The sequence below is a fragment of the Bombilactobacillus sp. ESL1092 genome (genome assembly GCF_058107465.1).
Window position 1 is genome coordinate 1,222,344 of sequence record NZ_CM176594.1, and the last position, 18,355, is coordinate 1,240,698.

At 40.2% G+C, this 18,355-nt stretch carries 9 protein-coding genes and 7 tRNA genes; 15 read left to right on the plus strand and 1 reads right to left on the minus strand.

Annotated elements, in window-relative coordinates; genetic code table 11:
* Positions 1-3: 3 nt before the first annotated feature.
* The 15 genes from hpt to rpoC all read left to right on the plus strand — a co-directional run bounded on the left by hpt (position 4) and on the right by rpoC (position 17,494).
* Positions 4-546, plus strand: a complete 543-nt coding sequence (gene hpt, locus AC3B6Y_RS05515) for a hypoxanthine phosphoribosyltransferase (RefSeq protein ID WP_489757704.1) — start codon at positions 4-6, stop codon at positions 544-546.
* Positions 547-735: 189 nt separating this feature from the next.
* A complete protein-coding gene (ftsH, locus tag AC3B6Y_RS05520; RefSeq protein ID WP_489757129.1) occupies positions 736-2,808 on the plus strand; it encodes an ATP-dependent zinc metalloprotease FtsH in 2,073 nt (690 codons plus the stop codon).
* 108 nt (positions 2,809-2,916) lie between these two features.
* The gene (gene hslO / locus AC3B6Y_RS05525; protein WP_489757130.1) at positions 2,917-3,789 is read left to right on the plus strand and encodes an Hsp33 family molecular chaperone HslO; all 873 of its coding nucleotides are present in this window, start codon (positions 2,917-2,919) and stop codon (positions 3,787-3,789) included.
* A gap of 138 nt (positions 3,790-3,927) precedes the next feature.
* Positions 3,928-4,920: a tRNA dihydrouridine synthase DusB gene (gene dusB / locus AC3B6Y_RS05530; RefSeq protein ID WP_489769205.1), complete on the plus strand. Its 993-nt coding sequence runs from the start codon at positions 3,928-3,930 to the stop codon at positions 4,918-4,920.
* Between the two features lie 11 nt (positions 4,921-4,931).
* Complete coding sequence (lysS, locus tag AC3B6Y_RS05535) at positions 4,932-6,422, plus strand: lysine--tRNA ligase (protein ID WP_489757132.1); 1,491 nt, start codon at positions 4,932-4,934, stop codon at positions 6,420-6,422.
* Between the two features lie 79 nt (positions 6,423-6,501).
* Positions 6,502-6,574: transfer RNA gene (locus AC3B6Y_RS05540), tRNA-Lys, on the plus strand.
* A 26-nt stretch (positions 6,575-6,600) separates the two neighbouring features.
* Positions 6,601-6,672 (plus strand) — tRNA-Gly (locus tag AC3B6Y_RS05545).
* 14 nt (positions 6,673-6,686) lie between these two features.
* Positions 6,687-6,772, plus strand: a tRNA-Leu gene (locus AC3B6Y_RS05550).
* 9 nt (positions 6,773-6,781) lie between these two features.
* Positions 6,782-6,855, plus strand: a tRNA-Arg gene (locus tag AC3B6Y_RS05555).
* 36 nt (positions 6,856-6,891) lie between these two features.
* Positions 6,892-6,963, plus strand: a tRNA-Gly gene (locus AC3B6Y_RS05560).
* Between the two features lie 8 nt (positions 6,964-6,971).
* Positions 6,972-7,045: transfer RNA gene (locus tag AC3B6Y_RS05565), tRNA-Pro, on the plus strand.
* Between the two features lie 3 nt (positions 7,046-7,048).
* Positions 7,049-7,122, plus strand: a tRNA-Pro gene (locus tag AC3B6Y_RS05570).
* A gap of 357 nt (positions 7,123-7,479) precedes the next feature.
* Positions 7,480-9,945, plus strand: a complete 2,466-nt coding sequence (locus AC3B6Y_RS05575) for an ATP-dependent Clp protease ATP-binding subunit (protein WP_489757133.1) — start codon at positions 7,480-7,482, stop codon at positions 9,943-9,945.
* Positions 9,946-10,166: 221 nt separating this feature from the next.
* Positions 10,167-13,838 (plus strand): DNA-directed RNA polymerase subunit beta, encoded by a 3,672-nt coding sequence (gene rpoB / locus AC3B6Y_RS05580; protein ID WP_489757134.1) that lies wholly within the window; start codon positions 10,167-10,169, stop codon positions 13,836-13,838.
* A gap of 14 nt (positions 13,839-13,852) precedes the next feature.
* Complete coding sequence (gene rpoC / locus AC3B6Y_RS05585; RefSeq protein ID WP_489757135.1) at positions 13,853-17,494, plus strand: DNA-directed RNA polymerase subunit beta'; 3,642 nt, start codon at positions 13,853-13,855, stop codon at positions 17,492-17,494.
* Between the two features lie 72 nt (positions 17,495-17,566).
* On the opposite strand, the gene AC3B6Y_RS05590 is transcribed toward rpoC, so the two are convergent.
* On the minus strand, positions 17,567-18,349 hold the full coding sequence (locus AC3B6Y_RS05590; RefSeq protein ID WP_489790653.1) for a TraX family protein: 783 nt from the start codon (positions 18,347-18,349) through the stop codon (positions 17,567-17,569).
* Positions 18,350-18,355: the final 6 nt, after the last annotated feature.

Below are 18,355 nucleotides of genomic sequence, written 5' to 3' on the forward strand. Positions count from 1 at the left end.
GAAATGGATCAGGACATGCAGAAAGTGCTTTTTTCTGCGGAAGAAATCGCACAAGCTAACAAAAAGTTAGGACAACAGTTAGCAGCTGATTATAAAGATAAGGACCCACTGTTTGTTTGTATTTTAAAAGGAGCAATTGTCTTTTTAACAGATTTAATGCGGCAACTACCTCAAAGTGCCGAAATTGAATTTATGGATGTTTCAAGTTATAACGGTCAAACCGCAACGTCTGGTCAGGTTCGAATTCTCAAAGACTTAGACGTATCAGTGACGGGTCGCGATGTCGTTTTTATCGAAGATATTATTGATACAGGCATTACCTTAAAAGAATTAACGAATTTGTTTAAGTCTCGTCATGCTAAGTCCATTAAAATTGTGACCCTGCTTGATAAGCCAGCTAACCGGCAACAAAATGTGCATGTGGACTACGTGGGGTTACAGTGTCCAGATGAATTTGTTGTAGGCTATGGTATGGATTATCAAGAACGTTATCGTAATTTGCCATATATCGGTGTTTTAAAGCCAGAAGTTTACACGCAAAATTAAGTTAATTCTAATTCAAGTGGAATCAAAACAATATGATATACTGGTTTTAATTGCTGAGTAGCTGAAAGCTGTTAAGGGCTTAAGTGGTAAGCATTTGTTTCACATAGTTATATCTTAATCAAGGCTAGCGGCTCATGCGAGATTGTGTTAGCATGAAAAGCAAGTTTATTCTTGTGGAGGAAAAATAGATTGAAAAATAATCGAAATGGACTACGAAATAATAGTCTATTTTATATCATTATTTTCGTGTTGTTAATTTTGGCTACTAGTTGGTTTGTTGGAGGACAAGGATCATCACAAGTTGAAAACCTTTCTTCGAGTGAATTTGTGTCCAAATTAAAAGCTAATAAAATTAAACATTTTTCGCTTCAACCGTCTAATGGTGTTTATAAAGTTTCAGGAACTTTAAAAAAGTCTGAAACTAGTAAAGGCAGTCAGTCAAATGTTAATTTATTTTCACACTCAGCAGCGACTGTAACTAAGGCAAAGAATTTTACGGCTACCGTTTTGCCGAATAATTCAACGTTGCAAGAAATTAATCGCGCGGCACAGAAGTCGCAAACAAAAATGAGTACGCGTGAGGAATCACAGAATGGAATGTGGCTTAATATTGCCTTAACGGTAATTCCGTTTTTATTCTTCGCATTCTTATTGTATTCTATGATGGGTCAAGCTGGTCAAGGTGGCGGTGCTGGCAAGATCATGAGTTTTGGCAAGTCGCAAACCAAGCCAGTTGATCCTAAGAAAAATAAGGTTCGTTTTTCTGACGTTGCTGGTGCTGAAGAAGAAAAACAAGAATTAGTTGAAGTAGTTGATTTCTTAAAGGATCCGCGGAAATATCTAGCTTTAGGTGCGCGGATACCATCAGGTGTTTTATTAGAGGGACCTCCCGGAACTGGTAAAACACTATTAGCTCGTGCAGTTGCTGGTGAAGCAGCCGTGCCATTCTATTCTATTTCTGGTTCTGATTTTGTGGAAATGTTTGTCGGTGTTGGTGCTTCCAGAGTGCGTGATTTATTTAGTAGCGCTAAAAAGAATGCTCCCGCCATTATCTTTATTGATGAAATTGATGCCATTGGTCGCCAACGTGGTAACGGTAAAACCGGTGGTGGCAATGATGAACGCGAACAAACTTTAAATCAATTATTGGTAGAAATGGACGGCTTTACCGGTAAAGAAGGTTTAATCGTGATGGCGGCTACTAACCGTTCGGATGTGTTAGATCCTGCCTTATTGCGGCCAGGTCGGTTTGATCGAAAGATTTTAGTTGGTCAACCGGATGTCAAAGGGCGCGAAGCCATCTTGAAAGTCCATGCCAAGAATAAACCTTTGGCTGATGATGTTGATTTGAAAGTTATTGCCCAACAAACCCCTGGGTTTGTCGGAGCTGACTTGGAAAATGTCTTAAACGAAGCAGCTTTAGTAGCGGCTGAACGTAATAAAACTAAAATTGATGCGGCCGATATTGATGAGGCTGAAGATCGTGTAATTGCGGGTCCCGCTAAAAAGGATCGGGTGATTTCTGCTAAAGAACGTGAAACCGTGGCTTACCATGAAGCAGGACATGCGATCATTGGTGTGGTTTTGAGTGATTCCCGCGTTGTCCGCAAAGTTACGATTATTCCGCGTGGTCGTGCGGGTGGTTATGCGATTATGTTGCCTAAAGAAGATCAGAACTTGCTGACTAAGAAAGATTTAATGGAGCAAGTTGCTGGCTTAATGGGTGGTCGCACTGCTGAAGAGATTATCTTTGGGGTACAATCATCTGGTGCTTCCAATGATTTTGAACAAGCAACGCAAATTGCGCGGTCCATGGTCACTGAATACGGAATGTCGGAGCGCTTGGGGATGGTCCAACTTGAAAAAGGTGGTGCTCCAGTTGGGGCCTACGGTCAACCTAACTATTCTCAAGAAACAGCAACTGCCATTGATGAAGAAATTCGCAAGATTTTAGATGAAGGTCATCAAACAGCGGTAGAAGTTATCCAAAGCCATCGTGAACAACATAAGGCGATTGCACAAGCACTATTAAAGTATGAAACTTTAGATGAAAAACAAATTTTGAGTTTATATAATACTGGTCATATGCCAGAAACTAATCAAGACGAATTTCCATCAGAAAAGGCTTCAACTTTTGAAGAAGCTAAACAAGCTGCGCAACGTCGTGATGAAGCTAAACAAGCGCATGAAGTTGCACAACATCATGAAGAAACTATCACTGCAGATCCTGCTGATAGTGATGATGATCAAACTGAAGAATAACAAAATCAAGTTGGTAAGCACAGACTGTAGTGGTCTGTGCTTACTTGCTTTTGGAGATTTAATAACGAGTTTCAAATGATACAACTGAATTTTAAAGGAGAACTTGCGATGCAAGATTATTTAATTAAAGCTTTAAATCAAAATAGTCATTTTCGAATTTATGTCGTACGGGCCACTAACTTAGTGGCGACGGCGCAAGTCAATCATGATACATGGAGTGCTTCCACGGCTAGTTTGGGGCGTAGTTTAATCGGAACGTTATTATTAAGTACTTCCATGCTAAAAAATGATGAATTATTGACTACGCGAATTGCTGGTGGCGGACCAGTCGGGTTAATTGTTGCGGACGGTAATGCGCAGGGCCAAGTGAAAGGCTATGTTCAAAATCCACATATTAGTTTGCCGCTGAATCAAAAAGGTAAAATTGACGTGGCTAAAGCCGTGGGACAAAATGGTTATTTGGCGGTTACCAAAGATCAGCATTTAGCTCAACCTTTTACGGGCAAGGTTCCATTAATTTCGGGTGAATTAGCCGAAGATTATGCGTATTATTTAGTACAGTCAGAACAGATTCCCGCAGCAGTGGGACTGTCTGTTTACGTAGAAAGTGATAATCATGTGAGTTGTGCTGGCGGATTTATGGTGCAAGCCATGCCGCAGGCTACGGAACAAGAGTTAACGGCGTTAACCACCAAGATTCAGCAATTACCACCATTGCATGAATTACTGCAAGAAAAAAGTCCCGAAGAAATCTTAACGTTATTATTTGCCACGGGAAATAAAATTTTAGAGAAAATACCAGTGAGTTTTACTTGTGATTGTTCCAAACAACGCTTTGCAAAAACGATTCAAGCTTTGCCATTAACTGAATTGCAGGCTATGGAACAAGAAAATCAACCAGTAGAAGTGGTTTGCAAATTTTGTGGACAAAAGTATCATTTTACACCGACTGAAATTCAACAAATGATTTCACAGAAATAATTGCCAGTAGGGTATTGACTTTGCTATCATGTAAATGATAGTTATCTGAAAAAATTAAAACTAACCAATTCATTGATTAACGCTAGACGCTAATTTTAACAGGCTGAGGTTTGATTTTAAAAGAAAGAAGAAGAGAGTATGGAGTGGAAAATAGGGGATGTTACGATCCCCAATCAAGTTGTGGTCGCCCCAATGGCGGGAATTTCTAATTATTCATTTCGCATGACGGCCAAAGAATTTGGGGCAGGATTGGTAGTTTGCGAAATGGTTAGTGATCGCGGTATTTTATACAATAATCAAAAGACCCATGAAATGTTGTATGTGAATCCTAACGAACATCCGATTAGCATTCAAGTTTTTGGTGGTTCGAAAGAAACGTTAGTTCCGGCGATTAAATATGTGGCCGAAAATACAGCGGCGGACATTATCGATATTAATATGGGCTGTCCCGTGAAAAAGGTTACTAAAACCGGTGCTGGTTCACATTGGTTATTGGATCCGGATAGTATTTATGATTTAGTGAAAGCGGTCAAACAAGAAATCTCAAAGCCTTTGACTGTGAAAATGCGCACAGGGTTTGATAGCGATCATATTTTGGCTGTAGAGAATGCCTTAGCGGCCCAAGAAGGTGGCGCTGATGCCATTGCCATGCACGGTCGGACTAAAGCGCAAATGTATACGGGGCATGCGGATTGGGAATTATTACATGAAGTGGCACAACATTTAACCATTCCGTTTATGGGTAACGGTGATGTGAAAACGCCCCAAGATGCTAAAGTAATGATTGATGAAGTCGGAGCCGATGCAGTGATGGTAGCGCGGGGCGCGATTGGTAATCCTTGGGCATTAAAAGCCATGGTCACTTATTTAGACACCGGTGAATTATTGCCAGAACCAACACCGGCTGAAAAAATTCAAATTGCGAAAGAACAATTAGCGCGGTTAGTGGAATTAAAAGGTGAGCGAATTGGTGTTCCAGAATTTCGGCAGCAGGCCGCTTACTATTTAAAAGGAATTCCTCGTTCAGCCCGCACGAAAGCGGCCATTAATGAAGTGAATACGCAACAAGAAGTTGATGACTTGCTGGATCAATTTGCCCAGCAAGCAATGCAACGACAATTACAAAGATAGGGGTTAGTAATATGGCAGAAAATGAAATGAATGATCAATTACGTGTTCGGCGACAAAAGATGCAAGACTTACGTGATGCTGGGATTGACCCGTTTGGTCATCGTTATCAACCAACAGCAACTGCCCAAGAATTGCATGAGCAATATGATGCTTTAGATAAAGATGCAATTGAGCCAGTTAAAGTGCAAGTTGCTGGTCGGATGATGACCAAACGTGGCAAAGGTAAAGTTGGTTTTGCTGATTTAAAAGATCGGACGGGTAAGATTCAACTTTATGTGCGTAAAGATGTTGTCGGTGAAGAAAATTATCAGATTTTTAAAAAAGCGGACTTAGGGGATTTGTTTGGCATTGAAGGAACGGTGATGAAGACCGACATGGGTGAATTAACTGTGCGGGCTGATCATGTTACTTTATTAACGAAGGCCTTAAGACCATTGCCAGATAAGTATCACGGCTTAACCAATGTGGAACAAATTTATCGGCAACGGTACTTGGATTTGATTACCAACCAAGAAAGTTTCGATCGTTTTGTGAAACGCACCAAAATTATTTCAGCAATTAGAGAATATTTGGACCAAAATGGCTTCTTAGAAGTGGAAACGCCCGTTTTGCATAGTCAAGCCGGTGGCGCATCGGCACGACCATTTTTGACACACCATAATGCCTTGGATATTGATTTGTATATGCGCATTGCCTTGGAACTACCACTAAAACGTTTGATCGTTGGTGGCATGGAACGGGTTTACGAAATTGGTCGGGTCTTTCGAAATGAAGGGATTGATACCAAGCATAATCCTGAGTTTACTGAATTAGAAAGTTATGCTGCTTACTTTAACTTTGAAGATGTGATGGACGAAACTGAAGGTATTTTTCGCTATGCCGCCAAAAAAGCTTTAGGTACCCAGCAAGTGACTTATCAAGGTCATGCTGTTGACTTAAGTAAGCCGTTCAAACGCCAACATATGGTTGATGCCATTAAGGAACGGACCGGAGTTGATTTTTGGCCCGAAATGTCCATTGAACAAGCTCGCAAGCTTGCAGATGAACATCAGGTTCATTACGAAGATTATTGGCAAGTTGGTCATATTATTAATGCTTTCTTTGAAGAATTTGTTGAAGAAACCATTACTGAACCAACTTTTATCTATGGTCATCCAATTGAAATTTCACCGTTAGCTAAAAAGAGTGAACGCGATCCCCGTTTTGTTGATCGCTTTGAATTGTTTATTTTAGGTAATGAATATGCCAATGCCTTTACTGAATTAAATGATCCAATTGATCAACGGGAACGCTTTGAAGCTCAGGCTAAAGAACGTGAAGCTGGTAATGATGAAGCTGAACCAATTGATGAAGATTTCGTGGAAGCTTTGGAATATGGGATGCCACCAACTGGTGGTTTAGGCATTGGAATTGACCGTTTGGTCATGTTGCTAACCGATGCGCCATCCATTCGTGATGTCATTTTATTCCCAACATTACGGCCAGGTGAACAAAATAAGTAAATTTTTGTTTGAGAGAGTTGCATTTTGAAATTAAAATTGTTATACTAATACAGTCATTGGGTTAGCTGATGATTGTATTGAGTCGCTAGCTCAGTTGGTAGAGCAACGGCCTTTTAAGCCGTGGGTCGTGGGTCCGAGCCCCACGCGACTCATACTATCGTTGAAGATAGTTTTAATTGCGGAAGTAGTTCAGTGGTAGAACATCACCTTGCCATGGTGGGGGTCGCGGGTTCGAATCCCGTCTTCCGCTTTCATTATAATCACGCCGGGGTGGCGGAACTGGCAGACGCACAGGACTTAAAATCCTGCGGTAAGTGATTACCGTACCGGTTCGATTCCGGTCCTCGGCATTATAATGAGCACCCATAGCGCAATTGGATAGAGTGTCTGACTACGAATCAGAAGGTTGTAGGTTCGACTCCTACTGGGTGCATTGTACGATTGTACATTTATATTTGTGAATTTGATTGCGGAAGTAGTTCAGTGGTAGAACATCACCTTGCCATGGTGGGGGTCGCGGGTTCGAATCCCGTCTTCCGCTTTTTTCATCGGGAAATAGCTCAGCTTGGTAGAGCGCTACGTTCGGGACGTAGAGGTCGCAAGTTCGAATCTTGTTTTCCCGATTTCGGGAAATAGCTCAGCTTGGTAGAGCACTACGTTAGGGACGTAGGGGTCGCAAGTTCGAATCTTGTTTTCCCGATAAGTCCAGTTACATATGATGGTTGAAGATACGATATTATTTATCGTATCTTTTTGTATATTGAAAAGTTCAGTAAGGGAGGTCACGTAATTAATGCTGTTTAAACCTATATGCTTTTAAGATGTTATGTTACTGAACAAGAGTTGCTATGGGCAAAAGCCACACTTTCAATAGTTTGAAGCTTTTGGTTCTAATTCTTAATCATTGTTCAGATAAGTGTTTGACGATAAACTAAAATTAATAATTTAATTCATTACGATGACTTTTCATTGGTACTCTTGTTAATCTGCGGTAAAATAGTCAAACAACGTAATGTTTTAAGAATATTCAATTGAAGTAAAAGAAAGAGAGATTGTTATGAGCGAATTATTTACTGATAGTGCCAAAACTGCTCTAAGTTTGGCACAAAAGATCGCAATGGCTTTTCGTCATCAAGCTGTAGGTACAGAACATTTACTCTATGGTTTAGTAGAACAGGGTTCTGGAGTTGCAGCTCAAACAATTACTGAAATGACAGTCACTTCTGAGGATATTAAAGACGAAATTGAAGCCCTCACAGGCTATGGCGATAATACGGATGAGCGCCAAGATCAGCTCTATCTACCGTATTCACCTAGAACGGGGCAAGTTCTAGAACAAGCTAGTCAACAAGCCAAATTGTTAGGTGCTAATCAAGTTGGAACCGGCCATCTCTTATTGGCTTTATTACATGATCAGACAATTTTATCTTCACGGATTTTAACTAGTTTGGGCTTAAGTATTGTTAAGACCAAGCGCTTATTATTAAAAAATATGGGTATTTCTGAAAGAGTTGATCGGGCTAATCAAAAAAAGAGTATGAATGGTTCACAAAGTGCGACACCAACACTGGATTCTTTAGCCCGTGACTTAACTATTTCAGCCAAACAAAAACACTTAGATCCGGTCATTGGTCGAGACAAAGAAATTGAACGAATGATCCAGATTTTAAGCCGTCGCACCAAGAATAATCCAGTTTTAATTGGTGAACCAGGAGTCGGTAAAACGGCAATTGTTGAAGGTCTTGCTCAAAAAATTATTAAGCAAGAGGTTCCGTTAGAGTTACTCAATAAACGGGTAATGATGTTGGATATGGGTTCACTAGTAGCTGGCACCAAGTATCGTGGTGAATTTGAAGATCGTCTGAAAAAGATAATTAATGAAATCAACCAAGATCAAAATGTTATTTTATTTGTTGATGAGTTGCATACTTTAATCGGTGCAGGCGGAGCTGAAGGGGCCATTGATGCCTCGAACATCTTAAAGCCACCACTATCACGCGGTGAGCTCCAAATGATTGGTGCCACTACTTTAGATGAATACCAAAAATATATTGAAAAAGATGCGGCTTTTGCTCGCCGATTTGCGAAGATTGTGGTGGAAGAACCAACTACCGAACAAACTTATGAGATTTTGAAAGGCTTGCGCCCAGAATATGAACAACATCACCATTTAAAAATTACCGATGCGGCTTTACAGGCTGCAGTTGATTTATCCAAACGTTATTTGACAGATCGTTTCTTGCCTGATAAAGCGATTGATTTAGTTGATGAGGCCGCTGCGCGAGTGCACATTAATCAGTCTGCACAGCAACAACCGCAAAAATGGCAGGCCCTGGAGCAAGAGTTGAATAATGTGGGGATGCAAAAAGATCAGGCTATTGCTCAACAAGATTTTGAAAAAGCGGCAGTTTTACGGAAACAGGAATTAAAACTGCAGCAAGAGCTTGCCGAAAGTGAACAAAACAGCGCACAGCCAACAGATGATCAATCTCAAGTAACTAGTGATGATATTGCAACAATCATTTCGCAATGGACGAATGTTCCGGTAACGAAGATTACCCAACAAGAATCCAAACAATTACTACATTTAGAAGATGAATTACATCAACGGATTGTTGGTCAGGATGAAGCTGTGACAGCCATTGCCAAAGCTATTCGTCGTGCGCGTAGTGGCTTAAAAGATCCGAAACGCCCCATTGGTTCTTTCATGTTTTTAGGACCTACTGGCGTTGGGAAAACTGAGCTAGCCAAAGCTTTAGCACAAAGTGTTTTTGGCAGCGAAGACGAAATTATTCGTATTGATATGTCTGAGTATATGGAAAAATTTAGTACTTCACGCTTAGTAGGAGCAGCTCCTGGTTATGTGGGCTACGATGAAGGCGGACAACTAACTGAACAAGTCCGCAATCATCCCTATTCTGTGATTTTATTAGATGAGATTGAAAAGGCTCATCGCGATGTGTTTAATTTATTACTCCAAGTTTTGGATGATGGTTTTTTGACAGACTCTAAGGGTCGCAAAGTTGATTTTCGCAATACAATCATTATTATGACTTCTAATTTAGGCGTTGATAGCCTCAATGAAGAACATAATGTGGGCTTTAACCAAACGACAGCTCACGATTATCAGACCATGAAGAATCATATTTTAGCGGCAACTAAAGAGTTTTTCCGGCCCGAATTTTTAAATCGAATTGATGAAATCTTGATTTTCCATGAGTTGACTAAAACTGATTTACAAGCAGTGGTCAAGATTTTGACGAAAGATTTAGTTCAGCGTTTGACACAACGGCAAATCAAATTGACGATTACAACGCGAGCTTTAAATTGGTTAGTGGAGAAAGGCTTCAATCCCCAAATGGGCGCAAGGCCGTTACGCCGGACGATTCAAAGCCAAGTCGAAGATCAAATTAGTGATTTATTATTGTCGCGGCAATTAGTTGCAGGTGATCGTTTGTCGGTAGGGGTAGCTAAAGGCCAGTTATCATTTAACATTCGTCATGCTCAAAAAGTTCAAGTCTAGAACTTGACACTTAGGTGAATTTGTTTTATCCTAATTATAATTAATTAGCGTGGTGCAGTGGGCGTATTCCCTCGAAATCTTGTCCGAGCCGGAATTATAAAAAAGCAAAAATAGTTTGAACTATTTTTGGTTTTTTTTTGCTTTCGAATTGTTAAATGCTAATTTGTAATGGAATTGTAATATTTGACTGGTAATTTATTTGATTTGAAAGGGTGAATAGTTTGACGCAAGACACAGTACGTTACCACAATGTCAATTATGGAAAACACCGGACGCGGCGGAGTTATGCGCGGATTAAGGAAGTTTTACCATTACCAAATTTAATTGACATTCAAACTAATTCTTATAATTGGTTCTTGGATGAAGGTTTAAAAGAAATGTTCCAAGATATTATGCCAATTAATGATTTTGCAGGAACATTATCTTTGGATTATGTTGGTTATAAACTATTAAAGCCTAAATATACGGTTGAAGAAGCACGTGATCATGATGCCAACTATTCTGCACCACTACACGTTACTTTGCGTTTGACTAATCATGACACAGGCGAAATCAAGACCCAAGATGTTTTCTTTGGTGATTTTCCCTTAATGACTGAGCAAGGAACTTTTATCATTAATGGTGCCGAACGGGTAATTGTTTCCCAATTAGTACGTTCACCGGGCGTTTATTACACTGCCGAAGCTGACAAAAACGGTCGCATGATTTATGGCACAACGGTGATTCCCAATCGGGGAGCTTGGTTAGAATTCGATAACGATGCGAAGAATATTAGTTATGTTCGAATTGATCGAACACGAAAATTGCCGATTACTGAATTGATTCGGGCCATTGGTTTTGGTTCTGATCAAGAAATTACGGAAATTTTTGGCAGTAACAGTGATTCCTTGAACTTATCTTTAGAAAAAGATGTCCACAAGGATACCAGTGATTCGCGGGTTGCCGAAGCTCTAAAAGATATTTATGAACGGTTACGCCCTGGTGAACCTAAGACTGCTGAAAGTTCACGGTCCTTATTGTACGCGCGCTTCTTTGATCCAAAGCGTTACGATACAGCGCCAGTGGGACGTTATAAGGTAAACAAAAAATTAAATTTAAAAACACGTTTGTTAGGTTTAACACTCGCCGAAACTTTAGCCGATCCAGAAACTGGTGAAGTTATCTTAGCTAAAGATACCAAAATTGACCGGGAAGCGATGAGCAAATTAGCTCCATATCTCAAAAATCCTGACTTTAAGGCGGTTACTTTCCAACCAGCTGATGAAGGAATTTTGGGCGATCCAGTTAAATTACAGATTATTAAAGTCTATTCACAAACTGATGAAGATCGGATTGTCAATATCATTGGCAATGGTAATATTGATGAAAAAATCAAGCATATTACCCCAGCTGATATTTTAGCTGAAATTAATTACTTCTTGAATTTACAAGAGGGCATTGGCACCACTGATGATATTGACCACTTGGGTAACCGGCGGATTCGGTCTGTTGGTGAATTGTTGCAAAACCAATTTCGTTTAGGTTTATCCCGGATGGAACGGGTTGTTCGGGAACGGATGTCCATTCAAGACACAGCAACTGTAACGCCGCAGCAATTGATTAATATTCGTCCTGTGGTAGCAGCTATTAAGGAATTCTTTGGTTCTTCACAATTGTCCCAGTTCATGGATCAAAACAATCCTTTGGGTGAATTGACGCATAAGAGACGTTTATCAGCTTTAGGACCGGGTGGTTTAACTCGTGATCGAGCTGGATATGCCGTTCGGGACGTGCACTATACGCATTATGGACGGATGTGTCCGATTGAAACACCCGAAGGACCGAACATTGGCTTGATCAATAACTTGGCCACTTATGGGGTTGTTAATAAGTATGGCTTTATTGAAACTCCTTACCGTCGCGTTTCTTGGGATACGCATAAAGTTACTGATAAGATTGACTATTTGACTGCCGATGAAGAAGATAACTATGTGGTGGCCCAGGCTAACACGCCTTTGAATGATGATGGTTCATTTGCTGAAGAACGGATTTTAGCTCGGCATAAAGATGATAATATTGAAACGACCGCCGATAAAGTCGATTATATGGATGTTTCACCGCGTCAAGTTGTGTCGGTAGCGACTTCTTGTATTCCATTCTTGGAAAACGATGACTCCAACCGGGCGTTGATGGGTGCTAACATGCAACGGCAGGCGGTTCCATTATTAAAGCCACATTCTCCATTGGTGGGAACCAGTATGGAATATGTCGCTGCCCATGACTCAGGAACAGCTTTATTAGCTCATCATGCCGGAGTAGTGCAATATGTTGATGCTAAAATTGTCAAGGTTAAACGTGACGATGAAGATGTGATTGACACCTATCATTTGATGAAATATCGGCGTTCTAATGCGGGTAAATGTTACAATCAACGGCCAATTGTGGAAAAGGGCAACCATGTTGATAAGAGTGAAATTATTGCCGATGGTCCAGCAATGCAAGAAGGGGAATTGGCTTTAGGTCAAAATCCACTGATTGCTTTTATGACTTGGAACATGTACAACTACGAAGATGCGGTTGTTTTATCTGAACGTTTGGTCAAAGATGACGTTTATACCTCAATTCATATTGAAGAATATGAATCAGAATCTCGGGATACCAAATTAGGACCAGAGGAAATTACACGCGAAATTCCAAATGTTGGTGAAGATGCGTTAAAAGATTTGGATGAAACTGGAATTGTCCGGATTGGAGCCGAAGTTCGTGATGGTGATATCTTAGTTGGTAAGGTGACACCAAAAGGTATGACTGAATTATCAGCTGAAGAACGTTTACTGCACGCCATTTTTGGTGAAAAAGCTCGTGAAGTACGTGATACTTCCTTACGGGTGCCTCATGGTGGCGGTGGAATTGTGCAAGACGTGAAAGTCTTTACTCGCGAAGCCGGCGATGAATTAAGCCCTGGTGTTAATACGATGGTTCGGGTTTATATTGCTCAAAAGCGGAAGATTCAAGTGGGTGATAAGATGGCCGGACGTCATGGTAACAAAGGAACAGTTTCCATTGTGGTTCCTGAAGAAGATATGCCATATATGCCAGATGGTACCCCAATTGATATTTTGTTAAATCCTATGGGTGTTCCTTCCCGTATGAATATTGGGCAGGTTTTGGAATTACACTTAGGTATGGCTGCTCGGAATTTAGGTATTCACGTGGCTACTCCTGTATTTGATGGGGCCAGTGATGATGATTTGTGGGAAGCTGTTAAAGAAGCTAATATGGCTTCTGACGCTAAGACTATTTTGTACGATGGCCGGACAGGTGAACCCTTCCATAACCGGGTAGCTGTCGGGGTTATGTATTATATGAAATTAGCGCATATGGTTGATGATAAAATCCATGCGCGTTCCATTGGACCTTACTCATTAGTTACGCAACAGCCATTAGGTGGTAAAGCACAATTTGGTGGTCAGCGTTTTGGTGAAATGGAAGTTTGGGCCTTAGAAGCTTATGGTGCAGCTTATACCTTACAAGAAATTTTGACTTATAAGTCCGACGATGTAACTGGTCGGGTCAACACCTACGAAGCTATTGTTAAAGGTGAGACAATTCCTAAACCTGGGGTTCCAGAATCCTTCAGAGTTTTAATTAAAGAATTGGAATCATTGGGCTTAGATATGAAGATTCTAGATCATGAACATCAAGAAATTGGTTTACGTGATATGGATGAAGATACTACGTCTAAGAGTGTTGATGCTTTATCCAAATTAGCACAAGAGCAGGAACAAAAGAAACTGCAAGAAATGGCTGATAAGAATAAAGAACAAGAAGCACAATTACAACCTAATTTAGATAATTTAATGGATAAAATTAATAGTTTAAACGCGGATGATGGCGATACAACTGATAAATAATAGGAGGTTGCCAATTGATAGACGTCAATAAGTTTGAAAGTATGCAAATTGGTCTGGCTTCACCAGATAAGATTAGAAGTTGGTCTTACGGCGAAGTTAAGAAGCCAGAAACTATCAATTATCGGACTTTAAAACCAGAACGTGATGGTTTGTTCGATGAACGAATTTTTGGACCCACCAAAGATTGGGAATGTGCTTGTGGTAAATATAAGCGCATCCGTTATAAAGGAATTGTTTGCGACCGCTGTGGTGTGGAAGTAACGCGCTCAAAAGTTCGTCGTGAACGGATGGGGCATATTGAATTAGCAGCTCCTGTAACGCATATTTGGTATTTTAAAGGAATTCCGAGTCGGATGGGCTTAGTGTTAGATATGAGTCCTAGAGCATTGGAAGAAATTATTTATTTTGCCGCTTATGTAGTTATCAAGTCCGGTGATACTGATTTGGAAGATAAGCAATTATTAACCGAAACTGAGTATCGTAAAAAACGGGAGCAGTATGGTAAAGCTTTCGATGCCAAAATGGGTGCCGAGGGTATTAAAGAGTTATTACAGGCCGTAGATTTAGATAAAGAAGTTGCCGGTTTGAAAGAACTCTTAAAAACTGCTACTGGTCAAAAGCGGACGCGGGCAATTCGGCGCTTAGATATTTTAAATGCTTTTCGGGATTCCGGTAATCGTCCCGAATGGATGGTTATGGACTGTATCCCAGTTATTCCGCCAGATTTACGGCCAATGGTGCAATTAGAAGGTGGTCGTTTTGCCACATCTGATTTGAATGATTTATATCGGCGGGTCATTAATCGTAATAATCGTTTGAAGCGGTTATTAGATTTAAATGCGCCAAATATCATTGTGCAAAATGAAAAACGGATGTTACAAGAAGCAGTCGATGCTTTGATTGATAATGGCCGACGGGGTCGTCCAGTAACTGGCCCAGGAAATCGACCATTAAAATCCTTATCGCATATGCTTAAAGGTAAGCAGGGACGTTTCCGTCAAAACTTATTAGGTAAGCGTGTTGATTATTCTGGGCGTTCGGTTATTGATGTTGGACCAACGTTGAAGTTTTATCAATGTGGTTTGCCACGTGAAATGGCCTTGGAATTATTTAAGCCATTTGTCATGCACGAATTGGTTGAACGGGAATTAGCTTCCAATATTAAAAATGCTAAACGCAAAATTGAACGGCAAGATGATGTGGTGTGGGACGTTCTCGAAGATGTGATTAAAGAACGTCCAGTGTTGTTAAACCGGGCACCAACCTTACACCGGTTAGGTATTCAAGCTTTTGAGCCTGTCTTAGTTGATGGTAAGTCCATTCGATTACATCCATTGGCTTGTGAAGCTTATAATGCCGATTTTGATGGCGATCAGATGGCTGTTCACGTTCCTTTATCTGATGAAGCACAAGCAGAAGCGCGGATGTTAATGTTAGCTGCTCACCATATTTTAGCTCCGAAAGATGGTAAACCAATCGTTACTCCTTCACAGGACGTTGTGTTGGGTAACTATTATCTAACGCTAGAAGAACGTGGTCGTGAAGGCGAAGGCATGATCTTTAAAGACATGGACGAAGTTGAGATGGCCTTTCAAAATGGGGTCGTTCATTGGCATACAAGAATTGGTTTGGCAACTAAGTCTTTGACTAATTTTGCCTTCAAAGAAGATCAAAAAGATCGGATTATGATAACTAGTGTTGGTAAAGTGATTTTTAACCGGATTTTACCAGAAGGAATGCCATATATTAATGAACCAACTGCGGCTAACTTAACTGATGGCGTTGCTGATCAATACTTCTTAAATGAAGGTGAAGATATTCACCAACGCTTAACGGATATGCCGTTAATTGATCCATTTAAAAAGGGCTATTTAAGTGATATCATTGCGCAAGTCTTTAAGATTTATAAAGTTCAACGCACTTCCGAATTGTTAGATGATATGAAAGAATTGGGTTATACGATCTGTACTTTATCTGGTTTAACCGTTGGGGTTTCTGACGTACCACAATTGTCTGATAAGCAAGATATTGTTAATGAAGCACATAAACAAGTAGCTACTGTAGCTAAGCAATTCCGGCGTGGTTTAATTACTGATGAAGAACGGCATAATCGGGTTATTAGCATTTGGAATGATGCTAAAGACGAGATTCAACAACAATTGGTTGATAGTTTTGATCCGAAGAACCCAATTTCCATGATGTCTGATTCTGGAGCCCGGGGTAATATTTCTAACTTTACGCAGTTAGCAGGAATGCGGGGCTTAATGGCCGCTCCTAACGGCGGAATGATGGAAGTTCCTGTTACTTCGAACTTCCGTGAAGGCTTATCTGTTTTGGAAATGTTTATGTCCACTCACGGTGCCCGGAAGGGTATGACTGATACGGCTTTGAAGACGGCTAACTCTGGTTACTTGACTAGACGTTTGGTTGATGTTGCCCAAGACGTGATTGTCAGAGAAGAAGATTGTGGTACTGATCGGGGCTTAGAGGTCTCGGCCATTACTGAAGGTAATGAAATTATTGAACCTTTGGCCGATCGTTTATTAGGTCGTTACACGCAAAAGGAAATTTTAGATCCCGCAACTGGTGAAGAATTAGTTGGACGTAACGTTTTATTGGATGAAGAATTAACCAAGTTAGTTTTGGATGCTGGTGTAACCAAAGTAACGATTCGTTCTGCTTTCACCTGCAACACATTGCATGGTGTTTGCCAAAAATGTTACGGTCGCAACTTGGCAACTGGTGAAGAAGTTGAAGTTGGTGAAGCTGTCGGGGTTGTTGCTGCACAATCCATCGGTGAACCCGGTACCCAGTTAACCATGAGAAACTTCCATACCGGTGGTGTTGCTGGTGGCGAAGATATTACGCAAGGATTGCCGCGGGTTGAAGAAATTTTTGAAGCTCGGAATCCTAAAGGTCTAGCTTATATTTCTGAAGTTGATGGGACCGTTACTGCTATTGATGAAAATCCTGCAGAACATACTCGTGAAATCACTGTTGAAGGTAAAATTGATAACCGCACCTACAGTGTTCCTTACACAGCGAGTGTTGCTGTGAGTGAAGGCGATGTGATTCAGCGGGGTGATAAATTAACTTCTGGTTCAATTGATCCTAAGCAATTAATTAAAGTTACTGATGTCCAAACTACCGAAAACTATTTGCTATCTGAAGTGCAAAAAGTTTATCGGATGCAAGGTGTTGATATTAGTGATAAGCATATTGAAGTTATGGTCCGTAAGATGCTACGGAAGATCCGGGTTTTAGATCCTGGGGATACTGAAGTCTTACCGGGTTCCTTATTAGATATTGGTGACTTTACTGATACGAATACCGATGCTTTAATTAAAGGTAAATTACCAGCAACTGGTTCACCAGTCTTATTAGGAATTACCAAAGCTTCATTAGAAACCAATAGTTTCTTGTCAGCCGCTTCCTTCCAGGAAACTACGAGAGTTCTAACTGATGCTTCGATTCGTGGCAAGAGCGATCCATTGGTCGGCTTAAAAGAAAATGTCATGATTGGTAAGATTATTCCAGCTGGTACCGGTATGGCTAAGTATCGGCACATGCAACCACAAAAAGTGGGCGCAGTGTTAGGCGATACCACTGATCATACTAACTTATCCGATATTGAAGCTGAAATGAATCGTGATTAATGTAAAGAAAAAGCCTTACGAAATTTTTCGTAAGGCTTTTTTTGTTGGCGTTAATTTGCTAAGTTCATGGAACTAGTGCATATAAATGAAAGCTGAGATTAAATATAAAATAATAATATGCGCTGGATAGAAAATATAAAAGAAGTACTTCATCCCTGGCCCTTTTTGATTGTTATAAAATAGAATAGGAATAATCGCCAGAACCATCAACCATTGATCCATTCGTAATAAAGCGTAAATCAGGGCGACTAAAGCAATAATGAGACATTGAATTTTGCGATGGTCTTTAAAAAGATAAAGTAAAGGAATCAGCAAAACCATAAAATTATTTTCGGCTAATAACAAAGCTGGTAAGAGACTAGTACCAATGACCATTAATGGTACAGGAGCTTTAGTTAACGGTAAAATTAATAATGAAGCAACAAAAGGTAAGCTAAATAATAAGAGACCAATAATAATATTTTTGCCACGTTGTTGTTGGCGCGCCTTTTGAAAATAATCAATAGCTAACATAAAAATAGTACCGATGAATAAGTCTCGAAAAATGTTATTTGATAAAACGACTTTGTCATATTTAACCCAGTGTTCTACACCAAAGGTTAATAAGGACATACAGACCATACTGAAATATAAGCGCCACATATAATTCTTTTTGCTATGTGTGTAACTAAAACCAATAACACAAGTAAAAAAGAAAATCGTCGCTACGGGGCGACCAAACCAGTCTAACCAATTGGGAGCGCCAAATGGCAAAAACATTTGATGAATGTGGTCAACGACCATGAAAATAATACCTAAAATTTTTAAATCAAAAGTGGTTAACCCTTTTTTAAAATTAGTTAGTTTGAGATTCATGGGAAT

What these genes read in the sequence shown, in the direction of transcription:
- lysS (WP_489757132.1), top strand. Translation starts at nt 4,932, where the DNA reads ATGGCAGAAAATGAAATGAATGATCAATTACGTGTTCGGCGACAAAAG.
- AC3B6Y_RS05590 (WP_489790653.1), bottom strand. Translation starts at nt 18,349, where the DNA reads ATGAATCTCAAACTAACTAATTTTAAAAAAGGGTTAACCACTTTTGAT.
- dusB (WP_489769205.1), top strand. Translation starts at nt 3,928, where the DNA reads ATGGAGTGGAAAATAGGGGATGTTACGATCCCCAATCAAGTTGTGGTC.
- AC3B6Y_RS05575 (WP_489757133.1), top strand. Translation starts at nt 7,480, where the DNA reads ATGAGCGAATTATTTACTGATAGTGCCAAAACTGCTCTAAGTTTGGCA.
- hpt (WP_489757704.1), top strand. Translation starts at nt 4, where the DNA reads ATGGATCAGGACATGCAGAAAGTGCTTTTTTCTGCGGAAGAAATCGCA.
- hslO (WP_489757130.1), top strand. Translation starts at nt 2,917, where the DNA reads ATGCAAGATTATTTAATTAAAGCTTTAAATCAAAATAGTCATTTTCGA.